Origin of the sequence: Nocardiopsis sp. LOL_012, from assembly GCF_048060475.1 — a bacterium.
Classification (GTDB): Bacteria; Actinomycetota; Actinomycetes; order Streptosporangiales; family Streptosporangiaceae; genus Nocardiopsis.
Genome location: NZ_JBHMIV010000046.1, coordinates 24,279 through 39,521 on the forward strand (window position 1 = coordinate 24,279; position 15,243 = coordinate 39,521).

General features: G+C 71.7%; 17 protein-coding genes. 14 read left to right on the top strand and 3 right to left on the bottom strand.

The window, feature by feature from the left end; translation table 11 throughout:
- Positions 1-44: 44 nt before the first annotated feature.
- The 14 genes from ACFHWE_RS21865 to ACFHWE_RS21930 all read left to right on the top strand — a co-directional run bounded on the left by ACFHWE_RS21865 (position 45) and on the right by ACFHWE_RS21930 (position 13,123).
- Positions 45-2,861 carry an OmpA family protein gene (locus ACFHWE_RS21865; protein ID WP_416603713.1) on the top strand — a complete coding sequence of 939 codons (2,817 nt, stop codon included), beginning with the start codon at positions 45-47 and terminating at the stop codon, positions 2,859-2,861.
- 746 nt (positions 2,862-3,607) lie between these two features.
- Positions 3,608-3,907: a hypothetical protein gene (locus ACFHWE_RS21870; RefSeq protein WP_416603715.1), complete on the top strand. Its 300-nt coding sequence runs from the start codon at positions 3,608-3,610 to the stop codon at positions 3,905-3,907.
- Positions 3,908-3,922: 15 nt separating this feature from the next.
- Positions 3,923-4,162, top strand: a complete 240-nt coding sequence (locus ACFHWE_RS21875; RefSeq protein WP_416603716.1) for a hypothetical protein — start codon at positions 3,923-3,925, stop codon at positions 4,160-4,162.
- Positions 4,163-4,291: 129 nt separating this feature from the next.
- Entirely contained in the window at positions 4,292-4,906 is a 615-nt protein-coding gene (locus tag ACFHWE_RS21880) for a hypothetical protein (protein ID WP_416603717.1), read from the top strand.
- A gap of 114 nt (positions 4,907-5,020) precedes the next feature.
- Positions 5,021-5,671, top strand: coding sequence for a hypothetical protein (locus ACFHWE_RS21885; RefSeq protein WP_416603719.1), 651 nt, complete (start codon positions 5,021-5,023; stop codon positions 5,669-5,671).
- A gap of 122 nt (positions 5,672-5,793) precedes the next feature.
- Positions 5,794-6,414 (top strand): hypothetical protein, encoded by a 621-nt coding sequence (locus tag ACFHWE_RS21890; protein WP_416603720.1) that lies wholly within the window; start codon positions 5,794-5,796, stop codon positions 6,412-6,414.
- Positions 6,415-6,539: 125 nt separating this feature from the next.
- A complete protein-coding gene (locus ACFHWE_RS21895; protein ID WP_416603721.1) occupies positions 6,540-7,175 on the top strand; it encodes a hypothetical protein in 636 nt (211 codons plus the stop codon).
- Between the two features lie 118 nt (positions 7,176-7,293).
- Entirely contained in the window at positions 7,294-8,076 is a 783-nt protein-coding gene (locus tag ACFHWE_RS21900; protein WP_416603723.1) for a helix-turn-helix domain-containing protein, read from the top strand.
- 79 nt (positions 8,077-8,155) lie between these two features.
- On the top strand, positions 8,156-8,521 hold the full coding sequence (locus ACFHWE_RS21905; protein ID WP_416603724.1) for a hypothetical protein: 366 nt from the start codon (positions 8,156-8,158) through the stop codon (positions 8,519-8,521).
- Between the two features lie 202 nt (positions 8,522-8,723).
- A complete protein-coding gene (locus ACFHWE_RS21910; protein ID WP_416603726.1) occupies positions 8,724-9,485 on the top strand; it encodes a hypothetical protein in 762 nt (253 codons plus the stop codon).
- Positions 9,482-10,531 (top strand): TRM11 family SAM-dependent methyltransferase, encoded by a 1,050-nt coding sequence (locus ACFHWE_RS21915; protein WP_416603727.1) that lies wholly within the window; start codon positions 9,482-9,484, stop codon positions 10,529-10,531. The genes ACFHWE_RS21910 and ACFHWE_RS21915 overlap by 4 nt, the downstream gene beginning before the upstream one ends.
- Positions 10,528-10,998, top strand: coding sequence for a hypothetical protein (locus tag ACFHWE_RS21920; RefSeq protein ID WP_416603729.1), 471 nt, complete (start codon positions 10,528-10,530; stop codon positions 10,996-10,998). Before ACFHWE_RS21915 ends, ACFHWE_RS21920 begins: the two co-directional genes overlap by 4 nt.
- A gap of 361 nt (positions 10,999-11,359) precedes the next feature.
- On the top strand, positions 11,360-11,635 hold the full coding sequence (locus ACFHWE_RS21925) for a helix-turn-helix transcriptional regulator (protein ID WP_416603730.1): 276 nt from the start codon (positions 11,360-11,362) through the stop codon (positions 11,633-11,635).
- Positions 11,636-13,123 carry a tyrosine-type recombinase/integrase gene (locus ACFHWE_RS21930; protein ID WP_416603731.1) on the top strand — a complete coding sequence of 496 codons (1,488 nt, stop codon included), beginning with the start codon at positions 11,636-11,638 and terminating at the stop codon, positions 13,121-13,123. It begins immediately after the preceding gene.
- 184 nt (positions 13,124-13,307) lie between these two features.
- Here the strand turns inward: ACFHWE_RS21930 and ACFHWE_RS21935 are convergent, their stop codons facing one another.
- The 3 genes from ACFHWE_RS21935 to ACFHWE_RS21945 form a co-directional block, all read right to left on the bottom strand.
- Positions 13,308-14,063 carry a hypothetical protein gene (locus ACFHWE_RS21935; protein ID WP_416603732.1) on the bottom strand — a complete coding sequence of 252 codons (756 nt, stop codon included), beginning with the start codon at positions 14,061-14,063 and terminating at the stop codon, positions 13,308-13,310.
- The gene (locus tag ACFHWE_RS21940; RefSeq protein WP_416603733.1) at positions 14,060-14,959 is read right to left on the bottom strand and encodes a hypothetical protein; all 900 of its coding nucleotides are present in this window, start codon (positions 14,957-14,959) and stop codon (positions 14,060-14,062) included. Before ACFHWE_RS21940 ends, ACFHWE_RS21935 begins: the two co-directional genes overlap by 4 nt.
- A gap of 9 nt (positions 14,960-14,968) precedes the next feature.
- A partial coding sequence (locus ACFHWE_RS21945) for a tetratricopeptide repeat protein (protein WP_416603735.1) occupies positions 14,969-15,243 on the bottom strand: 275 nt, incomplete at its 5' end.

Sequence of the window (15,243 nt, forward strand, 5' to 3'; positions counted from 1 at the left end):
CCGTGTCCTGGAACAGATCGCACGACAACGAAAAGGGGAGAGGTATGCCGCGCAGCGCGTGGTCCGTGGCGGGCGAGGTCGTGGTCTCGGTGCTTCTACTGGTCGGGCCGCCGTGGCTGGCCACCCGGTGGGAGTGGCCGCTGGGCGAGGACACCACGTGGGCGTGGTTCCTGCAGTACCTGCGTTCGGGCAGCGTCCCCGATGAGGTGGTGCTGGCGTTCTTCGTCGTGTTCCTGTGGGCGGTGTGGGCGGCCCACCTGCTGGTCGTGGCCATGGACGTGCTCGCGCTGGCGCGCGGGCTGGCGCCCCGGGTGGGGCTGGTCCGTTTGGTGTGGGTGCTGGTGGCCGGGGGCACGGTGGCGGCCTCGACCCAGACCACGGCCCTGGCCGCCCACGCGGACACACCGGCCGAAGCACCCGTCGCCCCCGAACCCGCCCAATCGAGCACGGACACCGCCCCGGACCGGGTGGAGGGCAGGGTCGACCGGGTCCTGCCGCTGGCGGGGTTCGCTTTCGACTCGGCCGAGCTCACCCCCGAGATGGCCCGGTCCCTGGAGCCGACCATCGGCCTGATCGCCGAGTTCGCCCGTCCCGGTGAGCCGGTGGTGGTGGCCGGGCACACCGACCCGGTCGGTGACCCCTTCTACAACCAGGGCCTGTCCGAGCGCCGTGCCCGAGCGGTGGCCGACCATATGGCCAAGCATGTGGAGGCCGGGGTGGAGATCCAGGTGGTTGGTCTGGGTTCGGCCCAGCCCCCTGCGCAGCCGCACGCCTCCTATGGTCAGTACCGGCGGGTGGAGATCTCCTACACCCTCCAGCGCCCCGCCGCTCCTGCTGCGGCTCCTGAGCGGTCGGCGGACTCCCAACCCGAAGCTTCCACCTCCTCCTCTGCTGCTTCCTCTGGGGAGGACGCTGGGGAAGCGGTCTCAGAAAGCGCGGGTACAGACATCGGTGCGGGGGAGGGCGCTGTGCTCGCTGTGGCCGGGGCCGGACTCGTGTCCGGGGCGGCGGGAGCGGCGGCCGGGTATACGGCCGGACGGCGACGGGCCCCGGCCGGGCGCAGGAGGCCCGGACCGGCAGCCGGTGCGGCCTTCGGGGCCGGTGCACCTTCGGTCGGGGTTGCCGTCGATGAAGCCGCTCCGGACCGGGAGGACCTGCTGCACCAGGATGGCGAAGGGGCCTCCCGTGGAGTCATCGACGAAGACGGCGCTCTGCTCGTCTCCGACATCGGCCGGGTGGACGCTTGCGGGGGCGTGGCGTTCACCGGGACCCACGCGGCGGGCGCGCTCGCCGCTGTGGTCGCCGGGCACGCCCCGGCTCCTGTGGTGGCCACCCGCACGGCCGCGGCCGCCCTGGTCGCGGAAGGTATCCCGCTGGGAGGTGTGCAGGTGGCCTCCGGCCTGGCGCAGGTGCGGGTCGCGGTGGAGGCAGAGCTGCTGTCCCTGGCCCGCCAACAGGACGAGCACGAGGGCGCCAGCGGCGACGTTTCCCCTTCCGCTGCGCCCGTGCTGGCCGTGGTGGAGGCGGGCGACCTCGATGCCGATCAGGGCCTGTCGGCGGCGCTCACCGGCACTCCCCGGGCGGTGCTGTGCGTGCTCGGCCAGAGCGGGGGTGTCGCGGTCACGGTGGACTGCTCGGACACCGACCGGGTGCGGGTCCGCGCCCACGGCGGGGGAGAGGCCACCGGCGGTGCTCTGCGGCTGTGGAGCCCGCTGCAGGAGCGGGAGGAACACGACGACGCCCCGGATGGGCAGGAGCCGCCAGCCGTCTTGGAGTACACCCCTGAAACTGAGGAGGAAACCGAGCCCCACCAGGAAGGCGAGCAAGAACAGCCCGCGACGTCTGAGGGCGCCGGAGAGGAACACCCTGAAGTCGACGACAGCCCCGAGACCTATCCGGAGCCAGGCCACGGGATCACCCCGGACACAGACGCGACAGACCACGGCGAGGAGGAGCAGCGCGCAGTGCTCGTGGGCACAGGAGGGCAACTGGGGGAGGCCGCTGAGGGCTGCAGGTCCACACCGCCCCTAGACACAGGAGAGCAGGGCCAGGTAGGGAGGGAACGGTCTTCGACGCCCCTATACCCGGAGGCCGGGGCCCCTGACGGGCCGAGGCTGCGGGTGAGGCTGTTCGTCCCCGAAGTGGAGCTCACCTGCGACGGCCAACCCGTGTACGGCCTCCGGTCGGTGGCACGCACCCTGCTGTCCTTCCTCGCACTCCGGCCCGAAGGAGCTGACACCGACCAGCTCACCCAGGTGTGCTTCGCTGACGCCGGACCAGCCAAGGCCACAAAGGACCGGCGCAACGCCGTGCAGAGCCTGCGTGCTGTACTGCGCCCCCTGCTGGATTCCTCCAAAGAACAGATCATCGTGCGTGAGAGTAACGGATACCGCCTGGACACTGACCTCTTCGAGGTTGACGTATGGAATTTTTCGAGGATGGTGTCAATCATTCGAAAGAAAGAGTCGGATCGAAACCTGGAGTGCGCAGAAGAACTCGTGTCGCTGCACACGGGAGTTCTTTTGGAGAGGCGTGAAGAGGAATGGGTGATTCGTGCAAGGGAGCGCTGTGTTCGAGAAGCTGTCGCTGCCTGTGTCCAACTCTCTGATGCCACCCGATCCGCAGCGGAAAAAGTTGCTTACTTGGAAAAGGCATTGTCATTTGACGAGTTTAATGAACCTCTATATCAGCGCCTGATGGTGGTGCATCGAGACAGCGGTCATCCGGAAGCAGCGAATCAGGTATACCGAACACTGAAGGAGAAACTCTCCTGCCTCGGTGAAAAAACCACGGCGGAGAGCCGGCGCATCTTCCAGACCTGCGTTGCTGCCGCAGGGGAGAGCGCTGCCGTGGCGCCGTAAGGACCGCCCGCTCCCCGAGTGAGCACTATTTGAGTCAGGGCCAACAGGTGGGCCATCGCGGGGGCCAACGGGTAGGTCTGCCCTGCGGCCCACCCCTCAACGGATATAATTGCAGGTCAGTGGCTACTCAAGTGGGCCATCGCGTGTCCAGACTTATACCCAGTGGGTAGTCCTCTTCACGTAGGGGGCGGGCGGCCCCTCCCTCTCCGGGGCGGGTCGGGCCCGCCCCGCCCCCTGCTCACCTCTCTTCACCCCCCTTCCCCCCACCCGCCCTCCCCTCCCACCACCAGCACCGAAAACACACCACACAAGGCACACCACACCCGTGGTGTGCCTTTTCTTTGATCACCCGTCTCGGTGCTCCCCATGGAAATAAAGATCGCCCGGGACGGCTCCGCGCATGCGCCCGGCCGGCCTCGCGCGCGCGTGGATCCTCTCCACGCGCGAAACGCGCCGAAAAAAATCTCCGGAACGAGTTGACAACCCCGCCCCGCCCAAGTTGCTATTGGGTCGTTCCCGGAACACGGCAACGGTTCCGGTGCGGGGCGGAACACGGTTTCGCGGCGCGAGTTGACAAACCCGCGCCACCCAAGGTCACATCGGGTCCCGACCGCGAACGGACACCGTTTGCGGGGTGCGCGGAAAAAGGTTCGCCGGACGAGTTGACAAACCCGGTTCGACCAAGTGAACCTCGGACCGCAAACGGGAAAGTCCCGAGAATGGAAGGGGGTTTATCAATGCGCACCATGCGCGCAATCGCCGTCATTTTCCGGCACGTACACGAACGGCCCCGGCCGCTCACCGAAGCCGAGCTGGCCCAACGCGACCGGGCCCGGCGCCTGCGCCGGGCGGCCACCGACTACGAGGAGGCCCTCGCCCGGGAACTCGCGGCACGGGGGCGGGCGGCACGCCTGTACCGCACCCAGGGCCCCAGCGACCAGGCGCGCCGGGCGGCCCGGGACCACACCCGCGCCCAGCGCCACCGCGAACAGGCGGAGAACGACCTGTTCCGGCTGCGCGCCCACCGCACCATGCCGACCACCTGAGAAGGGAGAACACCGATGAGGCGACACAAGCCCCACGAGTTCGGCGAGGACCTGATGTGCCCCGACTGCGGGGAGGAGGCCCGCCACATTCCGCCCCTGAACCAGCCCCCGGGCTGGGCCAGGCCCTGCCACAGCCACCGGGACGGCTCGGCGCTGTGCCCCGGCTGGCGCGAGGAGCCGGGGACGGGCCGGAGCGAGTTCGGGCCCCTGCGGCCGACCGTTTTCGTGCCCCTGGCGCAGGTCACCACGGCCTGACGCGACCGGCCCGGAGGGGGCAACCTCCAGGCCGACCGCACCAGAGACACCCGCGCCCACTCACTGCGATTGGAACCCGCCTTCGGGTGGGCGCGGGCCCGACACAGCACCCACGAAAGGGAGTGTGCCGTGCACACGAGTATGTACCACCGCGGAGCGATCCAGGTCACGAACGGCCACATCGCCCAACTGCGCATCGACGGCCCCGACCGGGCTCTGACCTGGCACGAGAACACCCGCGAGGTCGAGGTGGTCACCGCCAGCGAGGCCGCCAACCCGCGCCGGATGATCATCGCCACCAGCGCCGGGCTGGACGAGATCGCCGAGGCCTACGAAGACCACGAGCCCACCGACGGCGACCTCGCCGGTGACCTGGCCGACATCGCGGGGGACTGGCTGCACGCCTGGCCCGAGGTCCGCGCCATGAACCTCCAGGTCCACGACCTGCGCAGCTTCCTCGCCGACGCCGGGGTGTACCTGCACGGGGCGCCCGTGTGCGGCCCGCCCGGGGAGGGGCTGCCCTGGATGAGGGACCACTACCGCCTGGCCGGGGCCGCCCGGTTCGCCCAGGTCACGGTCACCTTCGCCTTCATCGAGCCCACCCGTATCCGTATCGCGGGCCCCGGTGACGGTACCCAGCCCCGGGGCGAGCTGTCCCTGCACGCGGGCGGGGTGTTCTCCCACACCTGCACCAGCCGCCTGATCGCCCGTACGGTCGCCGACGCCCTGCGCACCCACGGCTGACCCCGACACCTTCCCTCGGGGGCCGCCCCGCGAAGGGGGCGGGGCGGCCCCACCCGAACACCTATGTACGACGCGCGCCGAGCGCTGGGCCCGGCGCGCCCGAAGGAGACCACCATGCGTGAGCACATGACCACCTCCTGGGCGGGCGACTGGTTCGCCGACGCGGAGATCACCCCGAAGATGGTGCGCGCCCTGCACCGCATCGGCCCCGGCGGCGTCATCGTCGCCGACGCCCTGACCCGCCGGTTCCGCGTCATGCACTCGCGGCGCCTCGATGTGGCCGACGCCACCCGCTACATCGTCTACGGCCACGGCGACCTGCGCCAGGACCTCGCCGATTTCCCCTGCGACTACGGGGACCGGGACTGGGAGCATCTGGTGACGGCCATCGATGAGACCTCCCGCGACTGCCTCGACGACTGGCTCGACGAGGCCGCCCAGGTCCGCTCTACCGGGCAGCGGCTGCGCCAGGAGCTGCGGGCGCGCGGGTTCGACCCCGACGCCCGTACCGCCTTCCCCCTGGTCAACGGACGCCAGACCTACATCGACCACTACACCGACCGCACCAGCCCCCACATCACCGTGACCGTCAAGGCCCCTTGCGACCACGCCCCCGAGAGCCGGGTGCTGGTGCGGGTGTTCGACCGGGGCGGCCATGCCAGCGGGGCACCCTACCGGGTCGCCAACCCGCTCACGGCCGGGCCCGCCGCCCACCGGGTGCGCGAGCGGGTCGACGCCTACCTGCGCCGGGGCGCCCGGACCTGACCCCGGCGCCTTCCCCCGGGGGCCGCCCCACGACCAAGCGGGGCGGGGCGGCCCCACCCGAACACCCATGTACGACGCGCGTCGAGCGTGTGCCTCGGCGCGCCCCAACGAAGGGACACCTTGTGACCGGCTACCGCACCTTGCGTGAGCGTTTCGCTGACCAGGAGGTCACCCCCGGCATGCTCCGCCGCCTGCACCGGGCGGGCCCGGCGACCCTGATCACCGCAGGGCTGAACCAGAACACCATCGACCTCACCCGCGCCCGCTCCCTGGCGCCGGACAACCGCGCCACCGTCACCCTCTACGGGCACGGCGACCTCACCCACGACCTGGACTTCTACGACCACGACTGGAACGAGATCGCCGCCGCGTTGACCGAGCAGACCTGGGACTGCATCGATTCCTGGGCCCACCGGGCCATGCGTACCGGCGCCCTCATCCGCGCACTGCGCGGCGACATGGGCGTCTACGGCATGGACCTGCACCGCCGCCCGGTGTATGCGCGCACCGAGGCCAGCCTGACCACGGTCACCGACACCTACACCTTCCGAGCCGATCCGCGGATCACCTTCACCACCTGCGCGGTGCAGTACGTCTCCACGCGGGGCCGGGCCCTGCTGACCATGTACGACCGCGGCCGACCGGTCGGGGCCTGGTCCATGCCGTTGACCCCCGCCGCCCTGCACGACCCGGTCCGCCAGGCGCCGATGCGGGCCCGCGCCCACCTGGACCTGCGCCCCTGACCACACCCGCACCACCTCGGGGCCACTCCGCGGCCAAGCGGGGCGGGGCGGCCCAGCCACCGGAACACCCGTGTACTACGCGCGCCGAGCGTGTGCCCCGGCGCGCCCGAAAGAGGGGACACCCTGTGACCGAATACCACACCGTGCGTGAGGCCTTCACCGGCCAGCACCTGACCGGACCGCTCCTGCAGGAGCTGGCCCGCACCGGCCCCGGAGGGCTGATCACCGCCAACGCCGAGGCCGGCGAGTACCGCCTCTCCCACCACCGCTGGCTCCAGCCCACACCCTGCGAAACGATCGTCTACGGCTATGGCGACCTCCTCCACGACCTGGACTGGGCCAGCATGCTGCCGCACACCCGGGCCTGGACCGCCCTGGTCTCGGCCGCCGACCACGCCGCCCACGCCTGCCTGGAATGGGGCCCCTGGGACCCGGCCCGCCTCTACGAGCGACGGGGGCTGGAGCGCCTGCGCACCCTGATGGGCCAGAGCGCGTTCACGCTGATGCGCAGGCCCCTGTTCTGCGACACCGATGACCTGCTGCGCCTGCACGACACCTACCTGGACACCGAACACCCCGCCCTGCAGGTCACCATCGCCACCTCCTACCCCGACGCCGAGGCCTTCGACGCAGACGCCTTCACCTGGATCGCCGACCGGGGCGTGTTCGTCACCGGCTGGCGCACCCCGGCCCGCGAGCTGTGCCACCTGCCCCGGCGGGTGCGCGCCGTGATCGCCGCCCACCTGGCCTCTGGCACCTGACACCCCGGGGCCGCCCCGCGACCAAGCGGGGCGGGGCGGCCCCCACCACCGCGAACACCCGTATCACCGCGCGCCGAGCGTGTGCTTCGGCGCGCCCACATGAAGGGAACTGCTCACCATGACCACGACGACGACCGCTGCACCTGTGCGCCGCAGCTCCGCCCGTACCCGTGACCTCGTGTTGGCTGTTCTGGCCGAGGCGGCCGGGCCCGCGACCGTGACCGAGTTGGCCGAGGCTGCGGGGGTGGCCAGGTCCACCCTGGGCAAGCACCTGCCCGTTCTGGAGAAGGACGGGCTGGCGGTGCGTACCCCGGGCGGACGTGAGGGGCGGCGCCGTCTGCCCGACCGGTGGGAAGCCGCCCCCGCTTCCGGAACCACCTCCGCCCCCGAGGACGGGGAGGCGGTACAGGCCGAGCCCGAAGGCGAGGCGGCCACCTCGACCGGGGAGGGGCCGGAGGTGGACCAGCCCTCCGAGCCCTCCGACACCGAGACCGCGCCTGAGGGCGGGGACGCGGCACAGGCGGAGCCTGTTACCACCAGCGGTGGGGACACCTCCGCCGCTGAGGTGTCCGCAGAGGGCACCGGTATCGCATCGGCGGTAGCCCCGGCCCCGGCCAGGCCCGGCGCGGTTTCCCTGACCGGGGTCGCAGGACCGGAGGCGGGGGTGAACCCGGTGACCGGCAGCACCCGCCTGGCCCCCGGCCAGCTCAAGCTGATGGTGCGCGCCATCTTGGACTCCGACCCGGGCGAGGAGTTCACCGCCACCGCCATCAGCCACCTCCTGCAGGGCCGCTCCATCGGCGCGATCCAGAACAACCTCGCCCGCCTGGCCCGGGAGGGCCACGCCGTGCTCGCGTGCGAGCGGCCCCGCCGCTACCGCTCCACCCACGCCCCCGCCTGACCTGGCGATCCGCACCCGGGGGTGCGCGGCCCTGTGAGGCGTGTACCCCCGCCTTCCACCTACCCGAGGGAGTATCCACGTGTTGAACGGCATCTGGCCCTGGAACACCACCGCGTGTGTGGGCTGGGACTACGCCCTGGCCCTGACCGGGCTGTGTGTCACCCTGGCCCTGGTCGGGACGGTCAACCGCGCCCGCCGCCTGCTGCAGGACTACTACATCGACGGCCACTGGCCCGGCATGCTCCACCACAGCGAGCGCGGGCCGGGCACGGTGTGCGGGTGCGGCCACCACCTGGCTGTGCACGACAAGCGCACCGGCCGCTGCTGCCACGGCATCGGCCTGGACCGCCTCGCCCTGCTCCTGGCCCTGCCCTTGCCGACCCTGGTACGGGACATGCTCCAGGAGGCGGGCTGTTCCTGCCGCCGCGAGGTGCACCGCCCCTGACAGTTCGCCCGGTGCGGGTGAGGGCCGCCGCCCCGCACCAGACCCCGGGTCCGGGGTCTGGTGCGGGACGACGTCCTTCACCCCCTCTTTCGCTCCTGCGCGTTTTCGAGGGGGTTTTCTTACGGGCCGGTGTCGCATCCGCAGGTGGGGAGGGCTTCTTAGGGGGGTGTCAGGGCGAGAAGGAGAGACTGGAGGGCACCTGATGACACAGGGTTATGACACCCCCAAGGGCAGGCCGCCGCTGGCGGTGTGGCCGTGCGCACCCCACCCCCACCACCCCGGTACCCGGGCGGGTGTGGGGGAGGTGGCCATCCCCGACCGTTTGGCGTCCCGGTTGGTGGCCGAGTACACCCGCCCGGGGGAGGCGGTCGCGGACCTGACCGGCACCGGGGGCCGCCTCGCGGAGCTGGCCTGCGAGCAGGACCGCACCAGTGAGGCGGCCTCGCGCGCCGCGTACGACCAGGGCGAGCAGGTGACGGTGTTCGGTGCCGGGTGGGCGCATCTGACGGTGACGGTGCTGCCCGCGCTGGAGCAGGAGTGGCGGGGCCGGGAGCGGCGCACCTGGGCGCGGGTGGCCTTCGCGGCGCTGCTCACCCGCCCGGGCGGGATCGTCGCGGTGATCACTCCGGTCGCGCACCTGCCGCGGGGCGCTGTGGTGGACCCGGCGCCGGGGGTGGTGCGTGCGGCGGAGTGCGCGGGGCTGGTGTATGTGCAGCACGTGATCGCGTTGACCGTGCCGGTGTGCGAGGAGGGGCTGGGCGGCCCGGTCCTCGCCTGGGACGAAGACCCCGACCTCGACCTCGGTCCGGACGGTGGGGAGGTGGAGGAGGCTTTGCCGGTCTCGGCCGCGCGGGCGGCGGCCACCATCACCTCGCCCGCGCACCTGAACGTGTCGGTGTTCCGCCTTCCGGGGCGGGGATACCGCTCCCGCCCGGAGCGCGGTGCGGTGGAGGTGGTCGCATGAGCCGCGACTGTGCCGACAACGGCTGCCCCCGTCCCGGCAACGGCTCCGGCCGCCCCTGCTGCGGTGGCGACGGCCCTTGCGATGGTCACCCCGAACAGCAGCCGCAGCCGCAGCCGCAGCCGCAGCCGCAGCCGCTGTCGCCTGCTTCTGCGGGGTGGTCGGTGTGGGCCACGGGTCAGCAGCAGGCCGCCCGCCAGCGCGGGGAGCGTTACTCGCGCCTGTCGGTGGAGCACCCCGCGAAGATGCTGCCCGCGATCGCCCGCCACGCCATCGCCGCCTACACCCGGCCCGGGGACCTGGTGTTGGATCCGATGTGCGGGATCGGTACCACCCTCGTCGAGGCGCTCCATGTGGGGCGGGACGCGGTGGGCATCGAGTTGGAGCCCAAGTGGGCCTGCACCGCCCGCTACAACCTGGAAGCGGCCGCCTGCTCCGGGGCGCCCGGCCACGGCACGGTGCACACCGGCGATGGCGCGGAGGTGGCCACCGGCCTGGCGGCTTCGCTGGCGGGGCGGGTGCGTCTGGTGCTGACCTCGCCGCCCTACGGGTCGATGACCCACGGGCAGGTGCGCTCGCGGCGCGATGGTGCGGAGGCGGTGGAGAAGTACGCCCACACCTACACCCGCAGCCGCCGGAGCCGACCCGCGGGTGCGGCGGTGAATCTGGCCTACCAGCGGCCCGAGGTCCTGTTGGCTTCCTTCGCGCGGATCCTGGCGGCGTGCCGCCCGTTGCTGGCGCCGGGCGGGGTGGTCGTGGTGACGGCCCGACCCTTCCGCAGCCAGGGGCGTCTGGTGGATTTCCCGGGGCAGGTGGCGGAGGCGGGCCGGCGGGCGGGGCTGGTGCAGGTGGACCGGTGCGCGGCTCTGCTGTGTGCGCTGCGTGAGGGGGAGCGGGGGCAGGTGGTGGCGCGGTCCTCGTTCTTCCAGATGGTGGAGACCCGCCGCCTGCGCCGGGCGGGGATCCCGGTGCATGTGGTCCAGCACGAGGACGCGCTGGTGTTCACCGACCCGGCCCAGATGGCACAGGACAAGGGAGCTGCGGCATGAGCTGGACCTTCGACGGCCCCAGGGGCGAGGGGCACGAGGACATGGACCACGACGACACGACCAGTGAGGGCCGCGACCAGGACAGCGGCGGGCGCGGCGGCGGGCTCGTGCTGCCCGCCGACATCGCGGGCTTCAGCGATGCGGCGTCGGGGCGGCGGCGCCGCCAGGTCATCGCGGACCTGCGGGAGCTGGCCGACTTCCTGGGCGCGCACCCGCACCTTCCGGTGAGCCCGCACACGAGTGTGGACGTGGCCTACTTCCCGCGGGCGGGGGGTGACGCGGCGGCGTTCGCGGAGGTCTCACGCGCCGGGGCGCTGCTGGGGTCGATGCCGGTGTGGGAGGGCGAGCACCTGGTGGTGGGGCACGCGCGCGGTGCGGCGCGCTACCGGGTGGTGGCGATCCCTGAGCGGGTGCGGGCCCGGTATCGGGCGTGGCTGGCCTGCACCGGCCACATCCGCCCCGACTGAGACCGGCACCCGGGCGTGCCGCAGGGCAGGGGGGTCTCCTGCGGCACGGGACAGCGGGGCCGGTGCGGGCCGTTCAGCGCCCGCACCGGCCCCCCGACCCCCGCCCGGCCCGGGGGACCGGGCCGGGCGGCTTTCAGGGGCCCACGGGCCGTCTGGGGCCGTTTGGCGGCCCTGACCAGCAATAACGGCATACCGGTCTGAATAGGGCCGGGTGGAACAGGGGGAGCGTGGATCCGCTGGTGTGGGTATCGAATCCGCTTGCACTTCTCGTCGAGGTCGAGCGTGGATGCGTGGTGCCCCGCACCGCGCGGGGCCGCGCACCGCATCCGCGCAGCTCAACCACAGTGGGGAGGTGGGGCCGGTGAAGAAGAGGACCCCGGTCACGTTGGGCGAGGTGGCTTCGCTGCCGCTGGTGCTGGACCCGGTCACGGCCGGGCGGATGCTCGGCCTGGGCCGCACCACCACCTACCGGCTCCTGCGGGAGGGCTCCTTTCCGGTGCCCGCCCGCCGTGCGGGCCGGGTGTGGGTGGTGCCCACCGCCGGGGTACTCGCCCACCTGGGTATCGATCCCTTCGCTCTCCACCAGGGCAGGTGTGGGTGCGGTGCGCGCACAGGCCAGAAGGAAACGGAGTCGTAGATGGCTTCCCATGACGGATCGGTGTTCAAACGCTGTGGATGCCGCCACCCCGACACCGGCAAACCCCTGGGGGCGCGCTGCCCCCACCTCAAACGCAAAGGCGGCGGCTGGAACCCCGCCCACGGCGCGTGGGCGTTCCAGTACGAACTGCCCCGCACCTCTGGGGGCGGGCGCCGCCAGGCCCGCCGGGTCGGCCTGGCCGCCCGCAGCGAGGCCACCGACGGGCTGGAGCGCGTCAAGAACCTCCTCGACCTGGCCTCGGGCGAGGAGGACATCGAAGTCCAGGTGGCCGACCTGATCCAGGCCGCTCTGGCGGCCCGCCGCCCCCTTCCTGATGCGGAGGAGGTGCGCAGGCGCATCACCGCGGGCGTGGACGTACGCACCCGCGTGCCCACCGTTGCCGAGTGGCTCACCGAGTGGCTTCAGGGCAAACCCGACCTGGCCCCCGGGACCCGCGCCTCCTACGCCGGACACATCCGCAAGTACCTCATCCCGCACCTGGGCCGCATCCGGCTGGACCGGCTCCAGGCCCGCCATGTGGAGGCGATGTTCACCGCCATCGAGGAGGCCAACGCCCACATCCTGGAGTGCCGCGAGGCCCACGACCCCCAGGTGCAGGCGTCGGTGCGGGGGCGGCGGGTGATCTCGCTACCGACCAAGCACCGTATCCGCGCCACGCTGCGCAGCGCCCTGTCGGAGGCGGTGCGCCGCCCCGACCTGCCCGTGACCGTGAACATCGCCTCGCACGTGCGGTTGCCGTCGTGCCCGCGCACCCGGCCGGTGGTGTGGACCCCCGACCGGGTGCGCCGCTGGAAGGAGGAGGGCACGGTGCCGGGGGAGGTGATGGTGTGGACACCCGCCCAGACCCGCACCTTCCTCACCCACGCCCGCAGGTACCGGCTGTTGTTCCCGATGCTGCACCTGATCGCCGTCAAGGGGCTCCGCAGGGGTGAAGCAGTGGGCCTGCCGTGGTGCAACACCCGCCTGACCGACGGGCAGATCGACATCCGCACCCAGGTGGTGCAGTTGGCCTGGGAGACCCACACCTCCACGCCCAAGAGCGCGGCCGGACAGCGCACCATCACCCTGGACACCGACACCGTCCAGGTGCTCCGGGCGTGGAAGCGGTTCCAGAACGAGGCCCGCCTCCACGCCGGGCCAAACTGGCCCGACACGGGCCTGGTCTTCACCCGTGAAGACGGGTCGGGGTGGCATCCGGCGCAGGTCAGCGACTGGTTCTGCCGGATCGCCCGCGTGGCGGGGCTGCCGCCGATCACGCTGCACGGGCTGCGTCATGGTGCGGCGTCGATGGCGCTGGCGGCGGGCACGGACGTGAAGGTGGTCTCCACCGAACTCGGGCACGCCACGACGCATTTCACCCAGGACACCTACCAGACGGTGTTCCCCGAGGTGGCCAGGGCGGCGGCGGAGGCCACCGCGTCGCTGCTGCGCGGCACACCGGCCCGGAACACCGCACCGGTGGGATAGGCCCGTACGGGCGAGCACACCGGGAGCGACAAGGGCGCTCCGGCCCCGGGCCGCGCGGGGGGATCACCCGCGCTGGCCTGGGGTTTCCCCATGCCCGAGGGTGCTATCCGATCGGATCAAAGGTCTCCTGGCGTTTGTCAGGGAGCAGAAGCCTGTGGCTATGGAGGGAGTAGGACTGTGTCAGCTAACCGTGGTCTTTGTCGGTGTCTTCCCAGCTCTGCAGCAGCCCCAATGCCTCGAGCACGCCCTTGGCCCGGGTGATGTTGTCGGGGCTGCCGCGCAGGCGCGCGAGAGCTGAGGCGGTGCCGGGTTTGTGCGGCGTTGTGGTGGACGGGGATGAAAAGTGGCTGGCGGGGACCACGTTGCGCAGGGCATGGCTGTCATCTCCGATGAACAGGCCGATGCGGTTCCATTCGTCGAGACCGTGGGTGCGCGCGGCTTGGACGGCCATGAGGGCGGCGTATTCGATGGTCCGGCCTCCGGTGAGCATCCCGTAGAGGTAGCGGGCGAACGCGATGACGGCACGGTCGGAGACGGTGCCGTTGATGCCGATCGTGCAGGGCAGGGCCTTCGCGGCCTGCTCGGCCAGTTTCGCGGACCAGCAGGCGTTGAACACCACCAGCATCGGCGGGGGATCCAGAGCGGCCAGCAGTCCGCAGAGCCCGTCGCTGTCAGCGGGGGCGCTGCCTCCGTCCGGAGTGCGGATACGGAGAGTGCCGTCGTCGTACCCGTGTCCGGAGAAGTGCACGAGCGTGGGGCGGAAGGCATCGAGTTCGAAGAGGAGGTCGCCCCACTGCAGGGAGGGCGCGTCCTCGACAGTGAACGCTGCGCCGTACCGCCCCCGGCCGACCGCGTCGCGGATGAGCCGCTTCTCCTCCCCGAAGTCCACCGTGCCCGGGCCCAGGCGGGCAGCGCATTCGAGGAGGAGCAACCGGCTCATCGGGGGGCTGTGCTGGAGAGGGCCGTCAACAGTTTCACCAGCCGGACGGCTTGTGCGGGGTGGGCAGTGATGGTTTCGGTGACCACGGCGATGGCGCGCTCGCGGGCGGTGGCGTCAGCCTCGTGCGCGGCAGCACGAAGAGCGTCGATGAGCTCTTCGCTGTCGTCGGTGTCGCCCAGGGCTCGGGACAGGGCCAGGTAGAGCAACGCGGTCAGCGTGTCCCCGTGGACAGAGCCCGCCAGGATCGCGGCAGCGTTCAGGTAATCGGTATCCCCTTCGGGCAGTGCCGCTTCTGCCTGCTCGCGGGCGAGGCCCGCGTCGCGAATGAGCCGGTACGCCTCTTGGACCGACCGTGCGCGGGCGATGGTGAGGATCGCGGTGTGCACGGCGATCGTGGCCGAACCCTCCTGCCCTTGCTTGTCCTGCTCGGTGAGGAGTGTCAGGGCTTCGGGGCGTAGGAGGAGGTCGGCGTGGGTGGTCAGGTACTGCTCGGATGCCTCCCAGTCGGGGGTGGCGAGCCACTGGGGCAGGTGTTCACCGAGGACGAGCGGGAGGTAGGCGTTCTCGGTCCCCCTCTCCTGCGCCAGGTCTAGGATCTGCAGGTGTAGGCCAACCTGGCGTGAGGTGGTGGCCAGCTCCCGCAGCTGCTCCCGCATGATCGGTGCGTGGAGGGCGTCCTGGTGCTGTTCCAGGTGCGCTTGCGAGTCGCTCCAGGTGGGGGTGGCGAGCCAGGAGCGGGCCGCTGCTTCTACCTGGTCGGTGATGCCCATCCAGAGGGGGGCTTGCCCGTGGTGGGCCTCGGCCGCGGGGCGCAGCGGTCCGCGGAGAAGCTGGCGTGCCTGCACGACGGCTGGGGTCAGTGTCTCTTCCGATACGAGGGAGACGAGCTCCTTCATGCCGGTGTCCTAATCGTCACGGGTCAGACAGAAACGGGCTTTGCCCAAGCGCAGGAAGTGGCCCCAGGCGGGTGTGGCGGAGAACTGCTGGATCGCGGCGTCGTAGGCGGCCAGGGCTTCCTCGCGCCGCCCCACCTCGGCCAGGCGGATGGCGAGGTTGTTCAGTGCCGTGGCCAGGTTGGGGAGGTAGGCGGCGGGGGCTTGGTCGGCCAGGGTGCGGCGGATGGTGACGGCTTCGTGTGCGGGGGCGAGGGCTTCCTCGCGCCGCCCCACCTCGGCCAGGC

Excerpts from the sequence above, each read along its gene's own strand:
- ACFHWE_RS21865 (WP_416603713.1), top strand. The coding sequence starts at position 45 with ATGCCGCGCAGCGCGTGGTCCGTGGCGGGCGAGGTCGTGGTCTCGGTG.
- ACFHWE_RS21870 (WP_416603715.1), top strand. The coding sequence starts at position 3,608 with ATGCGCGCAATCGCCGTCATTTTCCGGCACGTACACGAACGGCCCCGG.
- ACFHWE_RS21875 (WP_416603716.1), top strand. The coding sequence starts at position 3,923 with ATGAGGCGACACAAGCCCCACGAGTTCGGCGAGGACCTGATGTGCCCC.
- ACFHWE_RS21885 (WP_416603719.1), top strand. The coding sequence starts at position 5,021 with ATGCGTGAGCACATGACCACCTCCTGGGCGGGCGACTGGTTCGCCGAC.
- ACFHWE_RS21900 (WP_416603723.1), top strand. The coding sequence starts at position 7,294 with ATGACCACGACGACGACCGCTGCACCTGTGCGCCGCAGCTCCGCCCGT.
- ACFHWE_RS21910 (WP_416603726.1), top strand. The coding sequence starts at position 8,724 with ATGACACAGGGTTATGACACCCCCAAGGGCAGGCCGCCGCTGGCGGTG.
- ACFHWE_RS21915 (WP_416603727.1), top strand. The coding sequence starts at position 9,482 with ATGAGCCGCGACTGTGCCGACAACGGCTGCCCCCGTCCCGGCAACGGC.
- ACFHWE_RS21920 (WP_416603729.1), top strand. The coding sequence starts at position 10,528 with ATGAGCTGGACCTTCGACGGCCCCAGGGGCGAGGGGCACGAGGACATG.
- ACFHWE_RS21930 (WP_416603731.1), top strand. The coding sequence starts at position 11,636 with ATGGCTTCCCATGACGGATCGGTGTTCAAACGCTGTGGATGCCGCCAC.
- ACFHWE_RS21935 (WP_416603732.1), bottom strand. The coding sequence starts at position 14,063 with ATGAGCCGGTTGCTCCTCCTCGAATGCGCTGCCCGCCTGGGCCCGGGC.
- ACFHWE_RS21940 (WP_416603733.1), bottom strand. The coding sequence starts at position 14,959 with ATGAAGGAGCTCGTCTCCCTCGTATCGGAAGAGACACTGACCCCAGCC.